The following is a 19,962-nucleotide window of genomic DNA, read 5'->3' on the forward strand; positions in this document are numbered from 1 at the left end:
ATAAACTTCCCCCCCATCTATCAATAAACTCCCCTCCCTCACAGGGAGGGGCATGTGGGTGGGTCTCTATAAACTCCCCTCCCTCACAGGGAGGGGTACGGGGGTGGGTCTCTTACCTCTCATTCGGATGTATCCCATAATACACGCGCAGCGGTGTGCTCGATACCTTGATGAAGCCCTTGGCCTCGTCAGACGTCCAGCCTGTCTGGGTCTCGCCATACTCGCCGAGCTTGCTCTTTGTCAGGTCGTTGTCTGAATCTACGCCAACGGTCTCAAAGCCGTAGGGGCGCAACTTTAGGATGGCAGTACCTGTCACGTTGCGTTGACTGCTGGTCAACATGGCCTCGATGTCGGGCATCACGGGTTCCAGATACTGACTCTCGTGCAGGAACATGCCATACCAGTTGGCCACCTGATCCTTCCAGTACTGCTGCCACTTCGAGAGCGTCGATTTCTCCAGCAGACGGTGAGCCTCGATGATCAGTTTGGGTGCAGCAGCCTCGAAACCTACGCGGCCCTTGATGCCGATGATTGTATCGCCTACGTTGGCATCGCGCCCAATGGCATACGAGGCACCAATCTCTTCAATCTTCTGGATCGCCTTGACCTTGTCATCGAACTTTTCGCCGTTCACAGCCGCAATCTCACCCTTGTCGAAGGTAATCTTCAGTGTGGCCTCCTTTTCGGCAGCAGTTACGTGTTTCAGGTAAGCCTCTTCGGGCAGCCCCTGTGTGGGGTCGAGCAGTTCGCCACCACAGATACTTGTACCCCAGAGACCTACGTTGTAGGAGTATTTCAGCTTGGTGAAGTCGGCAAAGTAGCCGTTGGCGTTCAGATAGTCCACTTCCTCCTTGCGTGTCAGGTTGCGGTCGCGTGTCAATGTGATAATCTCCACGCCGGGTGCCATTACCAGGAAGGTCATGTCAAAGCGGATCTGGTCGTTGCCGGCGCCTGTCGAACCATGTGCGATGGCATCAGCGCCAATCTCCTTGGCATAACGTGCGATGGCTATGGCCTGGAAGATGCGCTCAGAGCTCACCGAGATGGGGTAGCAGTTGTTGCGCAGCACGTTGCCGAAGATCATATATTTCAAAGACTTGGCATAGTATTCCTGTGTCACATCGAGTGTAACATAGGCCTTGGCGCCCAATTTGTAAGCGTTCTCCTCGTTTTTCTTCAGCTGTTCGGCTGAGAAACCACCGGTATTTGCACATGCTGCATATACCTCATAACCCATTTCCTTGGTCAGATACATCACGTTGTAGGATGTGTCCAGACCGCCACTGAATGCGACTACTACTTTCTTCTTCTGTTCCATGCTTTATGTTTTTTTTTACTTTAGCGAGCTGTATTCTTCAATCTCTTCCAGTTGCTTGATGCGTGCAATCGTCTCTGGCGTCAGTTTGGCGGGCAGTTGCTCGGTCGGGTCGAACAGCATGCCAGTGCAGATGCAGTACTTGCGCCCCGTACGGTGCAGCACGTCAACGTTGATGCAACCTTCGCATCCCTTCCAGAAAGCTTCATCGTCGGTCAGTTCGGCAAAGGTCACGGGCTTGTAGCCCAACTGTGTGTTCATAGCCATCACGGCAGCGCCGCTGGTCAGCGAGAAGATCTTGGCGTGTGGCCAGCGTGTGCGTGCCAGCGTAAACGTCAGGTCCTTGATGCGCTTGGCCAGTCCCAGGCCGCGAAAGTCGGGGTGAACAATCAGACCCGAAGTGGTCACATACTGTTTGTTGCCCCATGTCTCGATGTAGCTGAAACCGGCAAAGCGGCCGTCGCTCTCGCGCAGCGCAATCACAGCCTTGGCTTCCTGCATCTTCTTGGCCACATATTCGTGTGTGCGCTTTGCAATGCCGGTGCCTCTCACCTTAGCAGCTTCAGCTATAGTCTCCAAGATGGTGTCCACATAGACCTCGTGCTCGGGGCCTGCCACCATCACTTTAATGTCTTTATTTGTTTCCATGTTTTTATTTGATGTTCGGAACCACCTCGCTCAGCGCATTGATGAGCGCGCGCTGGGATGTTCCTTCTTTTATCACAATAAATATTGTGTCATCGCCGGCAATGGTGCCCAATATGCTGGTGATATTGGCACAATCTATGTTCCATGCAATGGCGCTGGCATAGCCTGGACGTGTCTTGATGACGCCCATGTTGCCTGCAAAATGGATGTTTACAAAGCCGGGTATCTCCATCATCTCACGAGCCGTGGTGGGGGTTGTCACACGCTTATACATGGTCTCGTTGGGTAGCACGTAAACATAGCCGCCGTTGATGGTCGATGCTTTGGCCACCTTCAGTTGCTTAAGGTCACGGCTCAATGTGGCCTGAGTCAGGTTGAATCCTTCCTTCCTCAAGGCTTCACGCAGTTCTGCCTGATTTCCAAGTTGTTGACTTGAAATGATGAGTCTCAGTGCTTCCAAACGGTAGTCTTTTTCTTTCATTGTTTTTGTGTCAAGGAGTATATTTATTCATTAACGCGGTGCAAAATTACATATTTTCTTGCATTTAACCAAATAAAAGTGTATTTATTTGCATAAATGGAAATTTCTTGCATAAAAAAAGAACAGCTCCACGCTGAAGGAGCTGTTCTTTTTGGTGTATAGAGTGCTTGGGCAGTGCCAAGCAACGATGTGTTTACTTGAGAATCAGTTTCTTGCCGTTCACGATGTTCAAGCCTTTCTGCGCCTTCTTCAGCTTCTGGCCGTTCAGGTTGAAGATGGTCTGCTTCTCGTTGTTGCCGCTGATGTTCTGTATGCCGGCAGCATCTGCTGCTTTCTTCAGAATGTCTTCCAGCAGGCTCTGGGCCTTCTCTGCTGTTTCGGCAAAGACGATGGTTGTGATGGTAGCTTGTTTCATGGTCAGCACCAGTTCGGGTGTTGCCTCGGCAGTTGCCTGACTACCCTCAACAGTAGCAGAGTAGTTAATCGCCATCATACCGCCGCCATCGAAGGTTACATTCGTTGGCTCTGAGCTGAATTTGATGCCATTCTCATCAAGTGTTGTATTAGCTGCAAGAGTCAGGTTCTCAAAGCTTGTTGTAGGTGGTATCTGCATGTTGAATCCAGAGAAGGTGATGTTCACGCTGTTCTCTCCAGCCTCAGCGATAGTCACAGTCTGTTCAGCAGTTGCGATGTCTGTGTTAGGTAATTTGGTTCCAGGTGTGGCAGCAGGACAGGTAGCAATGGCAATATATCCATTATAGGCAGTGCCTTGTGCGGTCTTCTCCAACTGTACCAGACGGAAGTCTGAGAATGACATCCAGTTGTGGAGAACGCTTGTCACACCACGAATACCGATAGTAACGGCGCCTTCCTCTGCTACCTCAAACTCTACGTTGTGGATGTTCCAACCGCGAGTGAACACACCACCTGCGTCACCGATGCTGGCTGTCTTCACGCTGTCTGTACCAGCGAAGAGCTTCAGTTCAACGTCGGCAGAGGCGCGTGAGATGGCAGAGAGCAGATATTTACCAGGCTCCAGGGTTACATCCTGAGTGAAAGAAACGTCCCATGCCTCTTTACCCCAATCGCCACCGTCGAAATAGTTGTGGGTAGCGCTGCCATCGGCACTAGTCCATGGCTGATTGCTTAAGATTTTGATGCTGCCGGTAGAACCTTCACCGTTGGTGGTGGTCCAGCCGTTTGTTTCGTCGTTGCCAGCAGGGTTTACAATCGTTTCTGTCAGGTCAACAGCATCCTCTACACCTTCGGCCTTGGCGTTAGACTCGTAGTAGGCACGCAGTGCAGCGTACAGTTCTTCGGCTGCAATCTTGGCATTAGCAGCAGTATCAGCAGTCTTAGTTGCGGGTTTCTTGTCTGCTTTTGCATAGAGCAGGTCAACAACCAATGCGTTAGCAGCAGCCAAATTGTTGTAGTCGGGTGCTGCATCGGTGAAGGTCTTGGTGGCTGCTTTCAGTGCAGCTGTTGCAGCTGTGTATTCTTCTGCGGTGGTAGGCTCGGCCTTGGCAATCTCTGCCTCCAGATTGCTCTTTTCAGTGCCACTCACGTTCTTCTCTGCTTCCAGGGCAGCGCGTGCTTCTGCCAAGGCTGCTTGATAGTCCTTTTTAGGAGCAGCAATGACGTATGTAGCGTAGTCGCCATAGTAAACGAGTGACAGTTGGTCGATACCAACCCAGTTGGCATTGGTGCTCTCCATCTTGAAGCCGACTTCAATGTCACCTTCTGCCTGATGGTTGTAAACGATTTGATAGTCTTTCCAAGCACCGCTTACTTCTGCTTCTGCAGTGTTCACAAAGAGTTTAGCACCGTTGATGGTCCAGTCGCTATGGCTCTGTTGCTGTGCGTTTGCAGTAGCTTTCAATACGTATGCACCTGCTGGCATGCCTTTTAGTGTCTGTTTTGCAGAACCATCGGCCAGGTGTCCGTCGTTGGCACTATTAACCCACTTCTCAATATAGCGAGTAGGACGCTCATTGTTCTGCTGATACTGCATGTTGTTCAGTGTCCAGCCCTGATTGGCCTCATCGCATGAGCCATTAATGAGCAGCTCTGCAGATGGATTATCTACTGTGTACTGTGCAAACTCGAATGTGCGTTCAGCAGCTTTCAGAGTAGCAATGGCAGCTTCAAGTTCCTGAGTATTCAGCTTGTTGCTTGTCAGTGTGGCTTCGGCCGCTGCAATAGCAGCATCGAATGCTTCGAGCCCCTGTGTGCGTTCTTCTGTCTTCAAAGCCTTGGCAGCTTCAATTTCGGTTGTCATATTGGCCTTCAGAGAGGCATATACTTCCTTAGCGGTGGTGAACCAGGTCAGCTGATAGATCTGCATGGTGTGCCAGTTGGTGCCAGGCTTATCCTTGCCCATACCCAGCTTGATGGTTCCGTCGGTCACTTCCACGTCAAACTGACGGAAATTGTTTTCTGTAGTAGAGGTGGCAATATTTGCAGTGATAAACTCCTTTTGGTCGTTTGCAAATACGTAGGCAACATCATTAGCACCGTCAGCCATGTCTGAAGTCATACCACGGTCAGGGGTGAAAAATGCATTGCCATAGAAGCCAACCTTGTACTTTCCGTTAGTCAAGCCTGTGATGTCTTGATAGATGATTGTACCAATACGATTGACTGCAGTGCCTTCAGCAGTACCTTCTTCATAGACCTCGGCCAGCTGAGCATTACGTCCGTCATAGGTGGTGATGGCTGGTGCAAACTGTGTGGCGCAGACACCGGCATTCACACCATTGAAATTCTTCCAACCGTTGGTGGCAACCTTAGCAGTCTGGTCAACCTCCTGATTCTTGTTGTCCAATTTAAACTGGTCAACCGCAGCCTGCAATTCGGTCTCGTCGCCAGTAGCTTCAGCAGTAGCAATGGCATCAAGCAGCTTACCTACTGCAACAGCGTCAGCATCGTTAGCTAGTTCCTTAGCCTCTGCCATCAGAGTGCTCTCTGCGTAAGTTTCTACATTGATGTAGTTGTAGAACCAACCATCTTGGCCATTGGGGCGGAAAGAAATCTTGTAGTTGCCATCAGCGGTAATTTCACCATTCTCGCCATAGCTGTTTTCCATGCCGTCGGGGAACCATATCAGGTTCGCACCGTCCTGCTTTACAACCTTGAACATGCTTGCGGTGGTCAGAGCCATGGTGTAAACGTACTCTTCTACTTCAGCCTTCTCGTTGAGGGTCATCTTGTAGGCGTCATTTACACCCCAGTTGGTCATGCTACCAACAATGTAGTAGTTGGCAGCGGGCTGAGGAGTTTCTCCGTTTTCCCATACGATGGTAATCTTGTCGATGTAAATAGCTTGGTCCTTTGAACGGAAACCCACGAATGCGTAGTCGCCACTTATGGTGATAGTTTTGCTTTCTGCATTTGCAGCAATCTCTCCCAGAAGTGTACCCTGAGTGCCTTCGTCGTACAGATCTGTGGCAGCGGTGTAGGCAGTGTTGCTACCATAGATGCTTATAGAACGGTCTGTGGTAGAAGAATTGAATTCTATGGTCACAGATTTAACTTTGCCACCAGTAGCTGTGGTGATAATTCCTGCGTTGCTGTTTTTTGTGCGCAACTGGATGCAGGTACTTTTGTTTGTTGCCATCTGTCCAGCATAAACGGCGTCAGATGTGAATGTTTTGCCCGTAAAGTCAGTATAGCTTGTACCTGTGATTTCAGAGAATGCGGCAACGGTCAACTCATCGGTGACTTCGTTCGCAAACATCGTACCACAAAGCACAGCAAACAAACTGAGCAATGATAAACGTAATGTTTTGATCATAATTAGTAAATGTTAGTTAATAATGATATTTTAGAGTTATATAATTGTAGTTAGTGAGTTTTAGCTAATTTGGTGCAAAGATACATTATTTATTGATACGTGCAAACTTTTTAGAGAGAAAATTTTTTAAAAATGTAATCTTTCGCCCTTCTTGTGGAATGTCATGCTGATTCTGTCGGTCATGAACGCGGATATCAAGTGGATAAAAGTGTCGCTCAATGCTTTGCTAACAATACTGATGAGTTCTTCTTTTCCCATCGTCAAGTGGCACTTTTGGTGTCTTGTTCAGCCACTCTTGTTTTCATATACTGCCACTATGGTTCTGCAATAGTGGCACTTTTGTTCTGGTTCCAGGGGCTGGAATGGTTGTGTCTAAGGGCTGGAAATGTAGTTTCCAGGGGCTAGGTTTGATGCGTCCAGGGGCTGGATAGACCAATTCCAGCCCCTGGATGCGCATCAATAGTTATCGAATGACGCGCGAAGACTGGCGCTGTTGCCCCGCAAAAGCGTCAGTCTTGCGTCGGAAAAGTGCCCCTCCTTCGAGATGGTAGGGGTGAGGTTTTACTTCGCGCGCATTAATATAATAAGGAGGGTGTAGGAATGGTGCATTGATATATATCAAGACCAACATAAAAATTGCATGATTTCTCAAATTTTTCTCGAAAAAGTTTTGGCGGTTCCAAAAAAAGCCGTACCTTTGCATCCGCTTACGAGGAACACCTCCTCACAAGCAAAACAAAAAAGAGTTCTTTGAAAGATTTACATAGACAGAGAAGTAGTACAAGAAGCGAGTACTAATCCTTATGGAGAGGTACTTGGGTAACAGTAAACGAACCGTCAATGCTATATATAATATAGGTTGATAGACTTGATACTTTTTGGATAGTCATTCTGAAACAGATAGCAGATGGGTCTTTTCCAGCTTAGGTTGGTTGGGATTCATTCTAAAGATACAAACATATACAATGAAGAGTTTGATCCTGGCTCAGGATGAACGCTAGCTACAGGCTTAACACATGCAAGTCGAGGGGCAGCATTTCGAAAGCTTGCTTTTGAAGATGGCGACCGGCGCACGGGTGAGTAACGCGTATCCAACCTTCCCCTTAGTAGGGCATAGCCCGGCGAAAGTCGGATTAATACCCTATGTTCTTCACAGCGGACATCTAAAGTGAAGCAAAGATTTATCGCTAAGGGATGGGGATGCGTCTGATTAGGTTGTTGGCGGGGTAACGGCCCACCAAGCCTACGATCAGTAGGGGTTCTGAGAGGAAGGTCCCCCACATTGGTACTGAGACACGGACCAAACTCCTACGGGAGGCAGCAGTGAGGAATATTGGTCAATGGGCGAGAGCCTGAACCAGCCAAGTAGCGTGCAGGATGACGGCCCTATGGGTTGTAAACTGCTTTTGTCAGGGGATAAAAGAGGGAACGTGTTCCCTATTGCATGTACCTGAAGAATAAGGACCGGCTAATTCCGTGCCAGCAGCCGCGGTAATACGGAAGGTCCGGGCGTTATCCGGATTTATTGGGTTTAAAGGGAGCGCAGGCTGGTGATTAAGCGTGACGTGAAATGCCGCAGCTCAACTGTGGAAGTGCGTCGCGAACTGGTTACCTTGAGTGTATTCGACGTCAGCGGAATTCGTGGTGTAGCGGTGAAATGCTTAGATATCACGAAGAACTCCGATTGCGAAGGCAGCTGGCGAGGCTACAACTGACGCTAAAGCTCGAAGGTGCGGGTATCGAACAGGATTAGATACCCTGGTAGTCCGCACGGTAAACGATGGATGCCCGCTGTTGGCGATATACGGTCAGCGGCCAAGCGAAAGCGTTAAGCATCCCACCTGGGGAGTACGCCGGCAACGGTGAAACTCAAAGGAATTGACGGGGGCCCGCACAAGCGGAGGAACATGTGGTTTAATTCGATGATACGCGAGGAACCTTACCCGGGCTTGAACTGCAGGCGAACGATTCAGAGATGATGAGGCCCTTCGGGGCGCCTGTGGAGGTGCTGCATGGTTGTCGTCAGCTCGTGCCGTGAGGTGTCGGCTTAAGTGCCATAACGAGCGCAACCCCTCTCTTCAGTTGCCATCAGGTTAAGCTGGGCACTCTGGAGACACTGCCACCGTAAGGTGTGAGGAAGGTGGGGATGACGTCAAATCAGCACGGCCCTTACGTCCGGGGCTACACACGTGTTACAATGGGAGGTACAGAGAGATGGTGTCCCGCAAGGTGCATCAAATCCTTAAAGCCTTCCTCAGTTCGGATTGGGGTCTGCAACCCGACCCCATGAAGCTGGATTCGCTAGTAATCGCGCATCAGCCATGGCGCGGTGAATACGTTCCCGGGCCTTGTACACACCGCCCGTCAAGCCATGAAAGCCGGGGGCGCTTGAAGTCCGTGACCGCAAGGATCGGCCTAGAGCGAAACTGGTAATTGGGGCTAAGTCGTAACAAGGTAGCCGTACCGGAAGGTGCGGCTGGAACACCTCCTTTCTGGAGTGTGTCGACGAAGTGCAAACGAAGTCAACACGCTATAAAAAGAGATGACTATCTTCCCTTTGCCCCCTAAGTTAGGGGGATGGGGGTCTGAACAAAAGAAAGTCTTAGGTTCGTAGTTAACCTCTAGGCTTCTTACTACTTACTTTGTTTATATCTAGAGAATAGATGAGCTGAGCGCAGATGTAGCGCCCACAGCTTGAAGCCAGTCCTATAGCTCAGTTGGTTAGAGCGCCACACTGATAATGTGGAGGTCGGCAGTTCAAGTCTGCCTGGGACTACAAGCTAAATGAAACTCTGAAATTGGGGGATTAGCTCAGTTGGCTAGAGCACCTGCTTTGCAAGCAGGGGGTCAACGGTTCGAATCCGTTATTCTCCACTGTGAAGAATGGAAGAATTAAAGAATGGAAGAATTGAAGTCTTCAGTCTTTCAACTTTTTAGCTCTTCAATTTTCTTCAAGAGATCTTTGACATATTGTGACACAAGACTGTAAGTAAAGACTTTAAGTCAGAACTGAGTAGATTTTTAAATCTCAATACAGCTAAAAGTATGAGCTATAGAGAATTGAAGAGTTTAAGATTTGAAGAATTCAATTTTTCAATCTTTCAATTTTTCAATCTTTATAATAGGCGAAAGTAAGTTAGGGCGTCTGGTGGATGCCTTGGCTCTCGGAGGCGAAGAAGGACGTGATAAGCTGCGATAAGCCTCGGGTAGATGCAAATAATCTTTGATCCGAGGATTTCCGAATGGGACAACCCAGCAGGCTGAAGGCCTGTTATCTATACAATGGTATAGAGGCAAACGCAGGGAACTGAAACATCTTAGTACCTGCAGGAAGAGAAAATAAACAATGATTCCCCTAGTAGTGGCGAGCGAACGGGGAAGAGCCCAAACCGGTTGTGTGGCAACGCATAGCCGGGGTAGTAGGACCACGCTGTGGTACTTGAATGACGAGGAGAAGCATCTGGAAAGTTGCATCACAGAAGGTGACAATCCTGTATCCGAAGTCAGACGAGGCCTAGTGGTATCCTGAGTAACGCGGAGCACGAGGAATTCTGCGCGAATCTGCCGGGACCATCCGGTAAGGCTAAATACTCCCGAGAGACCGATAGCGAACGAGTACCGTGAGGGAAAGGTGAAAAGCACCCCTATGAGGGGAGTGAAATAGTACCTGAAACCAGTCGCCTACAAGCGGTCGGAGCTAGTTTATCTAGTGACGGCGTGCCTTTTGCATAATGAACCTACGAGTTACCATCACCGGCGAGGTTAAGTATCTTAGATACGCATCCGCAGTGAAAGCGAGCCTGAACAGGGCGTTTAGTCGGTGGGGGTAGACGCGAAACCAAGTGATCTACACATGGCCAGGGTGAAGTCCCGGTAACACGGGATGGAGGCCCGCACCAATAAGCGTTGAAAAGCTTCTGGATGAGTTGTGTGTAGGAGTGAAAGGCCAATCAAACTTGGAGATAGCTCGTACTCCCCGAAAGGCATTTAGGTGCCGCGTGCTGTGTTCACCTCATGAGGTAGAGCGACCGATAGGTCAAGAGGGCTTCACCGCCTATCGAGACCTGACGAACTCCGAATGCATGAGGTCTGTAGCAGTGCAGTAAGGGTGCGGGTGCTAAGGTCCGTGCCCGAGAGGAGAAGAATCCAGACCGTCGTCTAAGGTCCCGGAGTGCTGCCTGAGTTAGTCTAACGAAGTCTGGCCTCGATGACAGCTAGGATGTTGGCTTGGAAGCAGCCATTCATTCAAAGAGTGCGTAACAGCTCACTAGTCGAGAGGCCGGGCGTGGATAATAATCGGGTATAAGGCAGCCACCGAAGGCGCGGGATAGCAACAATAAAAGTATCGGTAGGGGAGCATTCCATCGACGCTGAAGGTAACGGATGACCGTTACTGGAGTTTATGGAAAAGCAAATGTAGGTATAAGTAACGATAAGGGGTGTGAGATCCACCCCCGCCGAAAGACTAAGGTTTCCCGGGCGATGTCAATCAGCCCGGGGTGAGTCGGGTCCTAAGTTTAAGCCGAACGGCGAGAGCGATGGCTGATACGGTTAATATTCCGTAACTGCCTTCAGGAGCGACGTGGTGACGGAGCAGTGACACTGCCGCGCGCTGACGGAATAGCGCGTTGAAGAGTGTAGGCTATGAGGAATGCAGGCAAATCCACATTCCGAGCTGAACCTCGATAGTACGGAAGCCTCTTCGGAGGCATCTGATAGTGCAGGTAATCAGACTCCCGAGAAAAACCGCTAAGCTTAATCCTGGAGGTACCCGTACCGCAAACGGACACACGTAGTCATGTAGAATATACTAAGGCGTTGAGAGATTCGTGGCTAAGGAACTAGGCAAACTGACCCTGTAACTTCGGGATAAAGGGTCCTCTCTTCGGAGAGGCGCAGAGAATAGGTCCAGGCAACTGTTTAACAAAAACACAGGGCTGTGCGAACTCGAAAGATGAAGTATACAGCCTGACACCTGCCCGGTGCTGGAAGGTTAAGAGGAGATGTCAGTCGCAAGATGAAGCATTGAATTGAAGCCCCAGTAAACGGCGGCCGTAACTATAACGGTCCTAAGGTAGCGAAATTCCTTGTCGGGTAAGTTCCGACCTGCACGAATGGTGTAATGATCCGGACGCTGTCTCGGCCACGAGCTCAGTGAAATTGTAGTATCGGTGAAGATGCCGATTACCCGCGATGGGACGAAAAGACCCCGTGAACCTTTACTACAGCTTAGCATTGACCTTGGTCATCGGATGTGTAGGATAGGCCGGAGGCTATGAATCGGGCGCGCCAGCGTTCGTGGAGCCATCCTTGAAATACGGCCCTTCTGCTGCCTGAGGTCTAACTCGCAAATGCGAGGACACTGTTTGGTGGGTAGTTTGACTGGGGTGGTCGCCTCCAAAAGCGTAACGGAGGCTTCCAAAGGTACCCTCGGGCCGATTGGTAACCGGCCTTATAGAGTGCAAAGGCATAAGGGTGCTTGACTGGGAGGGAGACATCCCGAGCAGGTAGGAAACTAGGGCTTAGTGATCCGGTGCAAGTGTATGGAAACTGCATCGCTCAAAGGATAAAAGGTACTCCGGGGATAACAGGCTGATCCCCCCCAAGAGCTCATATCGACGGGGTGGTTTGGCACCTCGATGTCGGCTCGTCACATCCTGGGGCTGGAGAAGGTCCCAAGGGTTGGGCTGTTCGCCCATTAAAGTGGCACGCGAGCTGGGTTCAGAACGTCGTGAGACAGTTCGGTCTCTATCTATCGTGGGCGCAGGAGTCTTGAGTGGATCGGTCACTAGTACGAGAGGACCGTGATTGACAGACCTCCGGTTTACCGGTTGTACCGCCAGGTGCACCGCCGGGTATCCGCGTCTGGATCGGATAAGCGCTGAAAGCATCTAAGTGCGAAGCCGGCCACAAGATGAGGGCTCCATTGAGGGTCGTTGTAGACTACGACGTTGATAGGCAGCAGGTGTAAAGACGGTGACGTCAAAGCCGAGCTGTACTAATTGCCCGAAAGCTTTCGCTTACTGCGCTTTTACTTTCAACTGTATGGTTTTGGCTTTAGAGTCAGAAAGACTTCAGTTCTTGTGTTAAATGTGTCACCTTATACCTTATATAGACACTATAGAAGCAATAGAAACTATGGTTGCTATATAAAAGAGAAATATCAGGTGGTTATTGCGGCGGGGTCCCACCTCTTCCCATTCCGAACAGAGAAGTTAAGCCCGCTTGCGCCGATGGTACTGCAATGCAATGCGGGAGAGTAGGAGGCCGCCATCTTTACAGAGAGCCCTGATTCAGCAATGAGTCAGGGCTCTTTTTTGTTATTCTGCATGCGGTGGCGCTATGGAGAAGTTGCAGAGTCCTTGTTCCTTTTTTCTTCTCTTCTGGAAAGTTATTCGGGCTCTATGTGATGTTTTTCCGATTTTTATTGTATCTTTGTCCTCGAAATGAATCATCTGAAACGATTATATATTGAACTGAAGCGTGCCCCTCATTCGATGGGCTTCGGCATACAGTCGCCTACTGACTATCGTTTCGCGCGTTCGGTCATCAGCGAGTCGTGGCCCTATTATGCCTATGACGACTTTGACAAAGAGACCGACTGGTTGAAACAGAAGTTGGCTAAGTTGTATTTCCGTCTGGCCAACTTCCGTCAGCCTCGCACGATTATTGACATGGTGGGCGCTGCTCCCTTTGCCCAGAGGGCTTGTCCTCATGCTGAGGTGGTGAAGAACACCGCCCATGTGGACATTGCCTTTGTACCCATCGAATGCGAATATCAACAGCTGCTGGACATGTGCGATGACCATTCTGTCGTTGTCTTTGAGGGCATCAACCGTAAGATGCCACTTTGGCACTGCATAGAATATGACCAGCGCACAACAATTACCTTTGACCTCTATTACTGTGGTATAGTCCTGTTCGACCATAAGCGGTCCAAACAAAACTATATCATTAACTTCTGACCTCGATTTCCCTTTAACCTTTTATACTTTAAACCTATGACTAAGATCTATACACGACGAGGCGATGGCGGACTAACAGACCTGATAGGTGGCATACGTATCAGGAAAAACGATGTGCGACTGGAGGCCTATGGCACCGTTGACGAGCTGAGCTCGCATCTTGGACTACTTGCTGCTTGGATGGGGGATGACGATGAGCACGCAACCGTTTTGCGCATACAGAATGATTTGTTCTACATCGGCTCGCATCTGGCCACCGATCAGACCACCACACGTCTCTATGCTTCTGCCATCTTGCCTGATGGAGAGACACAGATGCTCGAACAGCATATCGACGAAATGCAACAACAGTTGCCAGAGGTTCGAGGGTTTATATTGCCTGGCGGTTGTCAGGCAGCAGCTCAGGCTCACGTCTGTCGGACCGTCTGCCGTCGTGCTGAACGGCATGTTTTGACGCTTGCAGAAATAGCACCTGTAGATGATCATGTGATTCAATTTTTGAACCGTCTGAGCGACTATTTATTTGTTTTAGCAAAAAAAATTAATATAAAAGCTGGTCGTAGTGAAATAATGTGGCAAAATGCTTGCAGATAAATTTTTTTTTGTTATTTTTGCACACCTAAATCAGTAAAAATTTCAAAAACAATAAAACTATGTATTGGACTCTAGAATTAGCTTCAAAACTGGAAGACGCTCCCTGGCCAGCAACTAAAGATGAATTGATTGACTATGCCATGCGATCAGGTTGCCCTTTAGAGGTGCTTGAAAACCTGCAGGAGATAGAGGATGAGGGCGATGTCTATGAAAGTATCGAGGATATATGGCCCGACTATCCCACTAAAGAAGACTTCCTTTTCAACGAGGATGAGTATTAAGGCTCTAATTTAGGGCTAACAAGTTAAGAATCAGCGAGATAAGCAAATTTTATTTGTTTGTCTCGCTGGTGTTTTATGGCGTTAAATAGCCTGATTTGTTTGCCTAAATTGCAATTTTTAACCTTCAAATTTGAGTTTGTTTGTCTAAAAGTTCGTACTTTTGCACATCCTCAGGAATAATAAGACAAACAAATAAGATATGGGAAGACCAAAAAGATTGTATCCGTTAGGAAAATATCGCCTTCGTACACCGAAAGTGATTGAGAAGGATAAAACCTATCCAGTAGAGTTGGAATACACATGGAATAGGCAGGTAATCCGTAAGTCAACTAATGTATTTGTGAAAGCAGCTGACTGGAACCAAAAGGGGAATCAGGGACGTGGTGAAATCAGAGCCAGTCATGGAAATGAGTATAAGCGCCTTAATCAATTGCTCATAAATCGTGTTGATAGGATAGATGCACAACTGGCTGAGTACAACGAGAAGCACCCCAATCAGATAACAGCAGAGATAATCAATGGCTTTCTTGCTGATAAGCCTCTTACCCGCAAGGATCAAGGCAAAGACTTCGTAGAGTTTGCTATGGCTCGTTTGGAATCAGATTACTCCAGGAATAGAATTGGTAGGAGCCGTTATATGAATGGCAAATGCTGTATGAATGTGTTTACCATATTCCTCCGCTCAACAAAGAAAGGAACATATGATAAAGACAAGATATATGTTGGCGATATTACTCCCGAACTGGTAGACAACTATATTGAATGGCGTAGGGAGATTAAGCAAAATAGTGATGAAACAATAAACCATGCATTGACACCGATACAGAAAGCATGTGCCTATGCCGCTGAATTGGGTATGATTGAGCCTACAGTCAATGCTCGTATTCAGGATATGCGAATTATCACCAAACCGTCCTTATCTGCCGAAGAAGAGGAAGAGTTTGACGGAAAGAGTCTAAGCCAAGCACAGATGGATGCGCTGCTTCAGTATTACAAGAACTGCAAGGAGCCACGTAGAAAAGAATTCCTTGAAATGTTTTTCTTTGCTTTTCATGCCTGTGGTCTCAGAATAGTGGATGTAATGACCCTGCAATGGGGCCATGTTAATCTGGAGAAGAAAGAATTGAGGAAGATCATGATAAAGACCGGTAAACGTCATATCATTCCTTTGTCAGAGCCAGCGTTACAAATATTAAAAAAATGGCGTGAAAAGCGGGTAGGGTGCCGTTATGTGTTCGATTTAGTCAAGGATAGCCTTGATCTTGATGATGCTGATGCACTCTATAAAGCTCGTAATAATGCCACTAAATGCATCAATCAATCGATAGTAGTAGCAGGAGACCAGATAGGGCTCCCTTTTAATCTGTCGATGCATGTAGCCAGACACTCATTTGCTGTTCTTGCCTTAAACAAAGGGTTGTCGATGTCAGTTGTTAGCCGCTTGTTAGGCCATAGCAGTACAGATATTACAGAAAAGGTTTATGCTCGCTTTCTGCCAGAAACCTTATCCTCGGAACTGAACAAGTTGAGTGGCGATTTGACGAAATTGGAACTTTTCTAACTCATTCTCAGAATTATTGTGTAATTTTGCACCCAAATTTGTAGATATAGTAATGACTCCAGATAAGCTAAAGACAATCATAGCCCAGAAAGAGGGTACAGAGATTGAGTTCAAGGAATCCAAGGATAGCTTGGCTCGAAAGGTCTATGAGTCTATTTGTGCATTTCTGAACCGCAAAGGTGGTCATGTCGTATTAGGAGCGAAGGACAATGGGGAAATTGTCGGTGTCAACCCTACAAAGGTCCAAGAACAGATGGATCAGCTGGCTAAGGACATGAATAATCCTCAGTTGTTTAAGCCCACCTACTATCTGACTTATGAACCTATGGACATAGACGGAAAGAAGATTATCTATTTCTATGTCCCTGAGAGTAACCAGGCTCATAGCTATAAGGGAATTTATTATGACCGTAATCAGGATGGTGACTTTGAACTGCGCAGTACCGAGCAGATTGCCAATCTGTTTATTCGTAAGAGCAAGATGAAGACAGAGGATAGGGTATATCCGATGTTAGGGATGAAGGATCTCGACGAGGAAGCTTTTGATGAACTGAAAAGAGGAATTCGTATTGAGAACTCGAAACATCCTTGGCTAAATCTGTCAAACGAGGAAATTATACGTTCAGGTGAGCTAATTGCCATTGATCCTGAAACAGGCAAAGAGGGGCTGACACTGGCAGCAATCTTGTTGTTTGGTAACAGTCATGCTATTGCTACAGCTTTGCCAACATACAGAATAGATCTCTTGTGCCGAGTAAACGACACAGAGTTATATGATGACAGGGAATTGTTGAGTTGCAATCTGTTGAAAGCCTATCCAATAATGATGGACTTTATCAAGAAGCATCTGCCAGAACAGCCCTACATTGAGGGAATACAGAGATTCAGTCTGCGTGACAGGATACTGAGAGAGGTTGCCCTAAACCTCATCATCCATCGCGAGTACAGTAGTGCTTATCCAACAACGTTTACCATCTATCGTGACCGCATCGTTACCGAGAACTGGAATATCCCGTATGTCTATGGTCACATCGACCTCCAGACAATGCGTCCGCATCGTAAGAACCCCAAGATAGCTAACGTATTCTCTCAAATGGGTATCGTTGAGGAACTTGGCAGTGGAATAAGGAAGATGTTCAAGTATACGCCGCTCTATGCTAATGGCAAGGAACCAATTATAGAAGAACAGGATGTATACCGCATAGAGATTCCTTATGTTCCCACTTTACTTCCCACTACAGATGAGAGTGGGAAGAAAACTGGGAAGAAAACTGGGAAGGAACTCGAAGATGTTATTAAAGAGGCAATAAGGAAAGATTCTTCTATAACTATTCAAGAGTTTCAGAAATTAACAGGTCTCTCTAAAAATGGCACCTGGAATGTGCTGAATAGGATGAAAGAACAAAACAAGATTAAACGTATTGGGCCTGATAAGGGCGGGCATTGGGAAGTCGTCGAAGAATAAGGAATGTTTATTTCAATATTAGTTATTGTATATTGCGTTGTTGTTCTTGCTGTAGCGTATGCCCTGAAGAAATATCAGCGCATCATTTTATGGTCAGCAGGTTTGTTACTTTTCATTGTAACAATGTTATTATTTGGGCTTGGAATAATGCATCCCAAGAACTTATATGGTATATGGGATGGTTGTTTTCCATTGATTTGTTCGGGAGTTATTCTTTATGTGGCAGAAAGTAAACATCAATTGCAGGTAAGGAATGTAATAAAGCTACCAGACAAGTTGAATACAGAACTGGCAATGAAAGTCTTTAATAAAGCACTTGAAGACGAATTCCTAAAAGTAGAAAAAGGAAAGTTGAAATGGAAAAAATCAACAGCATTGTTAGCATATATGTGTGGACGTATTTACTGTGGTGACTTCTCTCAGTATTATAAACGAGAAAATTGTTATCGATGGAAATGGGGAAACGAAGGTCGTTTCCCAACTTCTTTGTTAGAGTCATTATTCGATACTAAAAACATTGGTCAATCCCGTCAAAATGGCAAGAATGATATTGCTCCTGATGGTTCTGTCCATGTGGATTCTTGGTTTAATTAGCCAACTTTTCGCTTACAATAGATAGAAGGCAGCTATAAACAGGCTGCCTTTTTATGTTTCTGTAAATCAGAGAATTATATACCAATTCATAATGATTCATAACTTTGTTTATAACCATACTATAACCTTCCCTAATGATTTATTATTGACATTTTCCTTCTGACCCTTATTTTGAGAGAAAAACGGCCCCGTCAAAGGCCATCTCTTAAAATAAAGTAAAATGAAAAAAACAACAGTAGAAAAGCTATGCGACAGAGAGTTGCTGGAAGAGATCTTTCGCGTAGTACAAGGTAAAAAGAACCTTTCAGGTAACAATGATCTTCCAGAACAGCCTTCTCGTGTTTACAGCAACAAGGAGGTTATGGACATGTTGGGTGTCAAGGATAAGTACATGAAGAAACTCCGCGACAATGGCTATATCGGCTATTCGCGTGAAGGTGACAAGTACTGGTACACTCAGGATGACATAGACAAGTTTTTGCGTCACTTTCATTATGAAGCGTTTGCTACTAATCCTAATCTACCAAGACAGGAAGGAGGCAGAGTTTGATGAGGGAAGACATATTTGATCAATCATTCAAGGAGTACCAAGAGTGTGACCCTGTAGATGGTGGTGGATTCCATGTTGAACGGATGAACCAGTGCATTGACGAAGCTCATCAACTGCCTCCATTAGTTCCTCTCTATCCAAACATTGTGCTCGAAGGTGATCTCAGTATCATCTTCGGGCAGTCTGGCATCGGCAAGACCATCTTCGCTATGCAGATAGCCCGCCATATCGCCGAGAATGGCAAGCGACTGTTATACGTGGACTGTGAGATGACACCTCGCCAACTTGGCAACCGCTATGGGACTGCTAACTTTCCTCCTACTTTCCTTCGTGCAGAGATGGATAGGGAGCATCCTTCTGAGGATGTCCTAAAAGGAATTGAGGAAGTAGCTGTAGCCAATCATGTACAAGTCGTATTTATCGACAACATCACTGCCTTGGGACAATCGCTTGACAGAAGTGCTGATGCAGGAACCCTGATGGCCTCGCTAAATACCTTGAAGAAGCAATACAACTGGACGTTGGTCGTGCTCAACCATGTTCCCAAGATGTTTTCTGGTTATCAGCCTCTTTCCCTTTCTGCCATGCAGGGGTCTGCAAAGATAAACCAACTGATAGATGACGCTATCGGAATAGCACAATCCTGCATCGACTCAAACCTTGTTTACGTCAAACAGTGCAAGTGGCGTAACGGTGAGTTGACGATGGGAGCCGACCATGTGGCTGTCTATGAACGCTGTAAGGATGGCTATGGTAATCTGGGGTTCGTCAGTCGTGGATTTGGCACAGAGCAGGAACATCTGAGTATTGAAAGTGGCAACGAAAGGGAAGAAATAAGGGCTCGTGTAAGAGAACTCTCAGCCAAGGGAATGACACAGACAGCGATAGCCGAACAGCTCGGAATATCGCAGAGTAAGGTGTCAAGACTCCTGAAAGAATAGCCCCAATAATTATTCATTATTCACATTATTCATACTGCATAATTGAATAATTTGCATAAACTGAATAAAGAATGGACGATAAAGAACTGAAACAGATACTTGCCACCAAGGCACCAGCCTATGAGCGGTCTTTCATAGAGATTCCGAGGGATAGCTTTGTTCCTCGTCATTCCTCTATGTCTGATTATATGGACAAGTTGGTGAACTACAATGCTAACATGCTTAACCGCATTGATAATCTCGTTATGCGCTATCGGCTGGGTGCTACCTCTAAAACGATAAGTGAACACTTTGGTACTGTTCTGCCACGTATCAACAAGAAAGGGATGATAGTTGGTGGTAGTGTCATCTACTACAATACTGAGAATGGAGCCATGCTCCAGAAAGATGATCTTACCAATCATCTCTATTCTTGGTATGCTTTCGACTATTATACTGACTCTAACGTATTCTTTGGAGAACATCTGTGTCGTGACAGACAGACCGTCATCGTTCAAGAAGAGAAGACGGCTTTACTCGGAGCATTGGCTCATCCTAACTACGACTGGTTGGCAGTTGGTGTCGGCAACAACCTGACGGATGCGATGATGAAGAAGTTCATTGGACGACAGGTCATCCTCTTCCCTGATGACTTCTGCTTCGACTTCTGGTCAGATCACTTTGGCAGCAAGTTCAAGGTGGATGACGGTTTTACCCACCAAGACATTAACCAGTATCTGATAGACATCATCCATAAACAGTCAGTACCATGATCCGTAACGAGCGTGCATGGAG

Annotated in this window: 13 protein-coding genes, 2 tRNA genes and 3 rRNA genes; 14 read left to right on the forward strand and 4 right to left on the reverse strand. The window is 47.1% G+C overall.

What is annotated here, in order from left to right; all coding sequences use genetic code 11:
* Positions 1-112: 112 nt before the first annotated feature.
* The 4 genes from L6472_RS01440 to L6472_RS01455 form a co-directional block, all read right to left on the reverse strand.
* Positions 113-1,318, reverse strand: coding sequence for an argininosuccinate synthase (locus L6472_RS01440; protein ID WP_237806544.1), 1,206 nt, complete (start codon positions 1,316-1,318; stop codon positions 113-115).
* Positions 1,319-1,333: 15 nt separating this feature from the next.
* The gene (locus L6472_RS01445; protein WP_237806546.1) at positions 1,334-1,963 is read right to left on the reverse strand and encodes a GNAT family N-acetyltransferase; all 630 of its coding nucleotides are present in this window, start codon (positions 1,961-1,963) and stop codon (positions 1,334-1,336) included.
* 4 nt (positions 1,964-1,967) lie between these two features.
* Positions 1,968-2,444 (reverse strand): arginine repressor, encoded by a 477-nt coding sequence (locus tag L6472_RS01450; RefSeq protein ID WP_237806548.1) that lies wholly within the window; start codon positions 2,442-2,444, stop codon positions 1,968-1,970.
* Between the two features lie 193 nt (positions 2,445-2,637).
* The gene (locus tag L6472_RS01455; RefSeq protein ID WP_237806550.1) at positions 2,638-6,237 is read right to left on the reverse strand and encodes a hypothetical protein; all 3,600 of its coding nucleotides are present in this window, start codon (positions 6,235-6,237) and stop codon (positions 2,638-2,640) included.
* Between the two features lie 962 nt (positions 6,238-7,199).
* On the opposite strand from L6472_RS01455, the gene L6472_RS01460 reads away from it, so the two are divergent.
* The 14 genes from L6472_RS01460 (at position 7,200) to L6472_RS01525 (ending at position 19,940) form a co-directional block, all read left to right on the forward strand.
* Positions 7,200-8,729, forward strand: a 16S ribosomal RNA gene (locus L6472_RS01460).
* A gap of 210 nt (positions 8,730-8,939) precedes the next feature.
* Positions 8,940-9,013 (forward strand) — tRNA-Ile (locus L6472_RS01465).
* Positions 9,014-9,037: 24 nt separating this feature from the next.
* A tRNA-Ala gene (locus L6472_RS01470) sits at positions 9,038-9,111 on the forward strand.
* A gap of 251 nt (positions 9,112-9,362) precedes the next feature.
* A 23S ribosomal RNA gene (locus L6472_RS01475) occupies positions 9,363-12,259 on the forward strand.
* A 141-nt stretch (positions 12,260-12,400) separates the two neighbouring features.
* Positions 12,401-12,513 (forward strand): 5S ribosomal RNA (rrf, locus tag L6472_RS01480).
* The 16S, 23S and 5S rRNA genes sit together here with 2 tRNA genes alongside, the layout of an rRNA operon.
* A gap of 170 nt (positions 12,514-12,683) precedes the next feature.
* On the forward strand, positions 12,684-13,202 hold the full coding sequence (locus tag L6472_RS01485) for a hypothetical protein (RefSeq protein ID WP_237806552.1): 519 nt from the start codon (positions 12,684-12,686) through the stop codon (positions 13,200-13,202).
* A 36-nt stretch (positions 13,203-13,238) separates the two neighbouring features.
* A complete protein-coding gene (locus L6472_RS01490; protein WP_237806554.1) occupies positions 13,239-13,796 on the forward strand; it encodes a cob(I)yrinic acid a,c-diamide adenosyltransferase in 558 nt (185 codons plus the stop codon).
* A gap of 59 nt (positions 13,797-13,855) precedes the next feature.
* On the forward strand, positions 13,856-14,077 hold the full coding sequence (locus tag L6472_RS01495) for a DUF2795 domain-containing protein (protein ID WP_027448922.1): 222 nt from the start codon (positions 13,856-13,858) through the stop codon (positions 14,075-14,077).
* Positions 14,078-14,276: 199 nt separating this feature from the next.
* A complete protein-coding gene (locus L6472_RS01500) occupies positions 14,277-15,638 on the forward strand; it encodes a tyrosine-type recombinase/integrase (RefSeq protein ID WP_237806556.1) in 1,362 nt (453 codons plus the stop codon).
* Positions 15,639-15,690: 52 nt separating this feature from the next.
* On the forward strand, positions 15,691-17,103 hold the full coding sequence (locus L6472_RS01505; RefSeq protein ID WP_237806558.1) for an RNA-binding domain-containing protein: 1,413 nt from the start codon (positions 15,691-15,693) through the stop codon (positions 17,101-17,103).
* A gap of 3 nt (positions 17,104-17,106) precedes the next feature.
* Positions 17,107-17,697, forward strand: a complete 591-nt coding sequence (locus tag L6472_RS01510) for a hypothetical protein (RefSeq protein ID WP_237806560.1) — start codon at positions 17,107-17,109, stop codon at positions 17,695-17,697.
* Positions 17,698-17,917: 220 nt separating this feature from the next.
* Entirely contained in the window at positions 17,918-18,247 is a 330-nt protein-coding gene (locus tag L6472_RS01515; protein WP_237806562.1) for a helix-turn-helix domain-containing protein, read from the forward strand.
* Positions 18,247-19,188, forward strand: coding sequence for an AAA family ATPase (locus tag L6472_RS01520; protein ID WP_237806564.1), 942 nt, complete (start codon positions 18,247-18,249; stop codon positions 19,186-19,188). The genes L6472_RS01515 and L6472_RS01520 overlap by 1 nt, the downstream gene beginning before the upstream one ends.
* 71 nt (positions 19,189-19,259) lie before the next feature.
* Positions 19,260-19,940 carry a DUF6371 domain-containing protein gene (locus L6472_RS01525; protein ID WP_237806566.1) on the forward strand — a complete coding sequence of 227 codons (681 nt, stop codon included), beginning with the start codon at positions 19,260-19,262 and terminating at the stop codon, positions 19,938-19,940.
* Positions 19,941-19,962: the final 22 nt, after the last annotated feature.

The organism is Prevotella sp. E13-17 (genome assembly GCF_022024035.1).
Lineage (GTDB): Bacteria > Bacteroidota > Bacteroidia > Bacteroidales > Bacteroidaceae > Prevotella.

Coding starts and splice junctions, on each gene's coding strand:
- L6472_RS01440 (WP_237806544.1), bottom strand. CDS start 1,318: ATGGAACAGAAGAAGAAAGTAGTAGTCGCATTCAGTGGCGGTCTGGAC.
- L6472_RS01445 (WP_237806546.1), bottom strand. CDS start 1,963: ATGGAAACAAATAAAGACATTAAAGTGATGGTGGCAGGCCCCGAGCAC.
- L6472_RS01450 (WP_237806548.1), bottom strand. CDS start 2,444: ATGAAAGAAAAAGACTACCGTTTGGAAGCACTGAGACTCATCATTTCA.
- L6472_RS01455 (WP_237806550.1), bottom strand. CDS start 6,237: ATGATCAAAACATTACGTTTATCATTGCTCAGTTTGTTTGCTGTGCTT.
- L6472_RS01485 (WP_237806552.1), top strand. CDS start 12,684: ATGAATCATCTGAAACGATTATATATTGAACTGAAGCGTGCCCCTCAT.
- L6472_RS01490 (WP_237806554.1), top strand. CDS start 13,239: ATGACTAAGATCTATACACGACGAGGCGATGGCGGACTAACAGACCTG.
- L6472_RS01495 (WP_027448922.1), top strand. CDS start 13,856: ATGTATTGGACTCTAGAATTAGCTTCAAAACTGGAAGACGCTCCCTGG.
- L6472_RS01500 (WP_237806556.1), top strand. CDS start 14,277: ATGGGAAGACCAAAAAGATTGTATCCGTTAGGAAAATATCGCCTTCGT.
- L6472_RS01505 (WP_237806558.1), top strand. CDS start 15,691: ATGACTCCAGATAAGCTAAAGACAATCATAGCCCAGAAAGAGGGTACA.
- L6472_RS01510 (WP_237806560.1), top strand. CDS start 17,107: ATGTTTATTTCAATATTAGTTATTGTATATTGCGTTGTTGTTCTTGCT.
- L6472_RS01515 (WP_237806562.1), top strand. CDS start 17,918: ATGAAAAAAACAACAGTAGAAAAGCTATGCGACAGAGAGTTGCTGGAA.
- L6472_RS01520 (WP_237806564.1), top strand. CDS start 18,247: ATGAGGGAAGACATATTTGATCAATCATTCAAGGAGTACCAAGAGTGT.
- L6472_RS01525 (WP_237806566.1), top strand. CDS start 19,260: ATGGACGATAAAGAACTGAAACAGATACTTGCCACCAAGGCACCAGCC.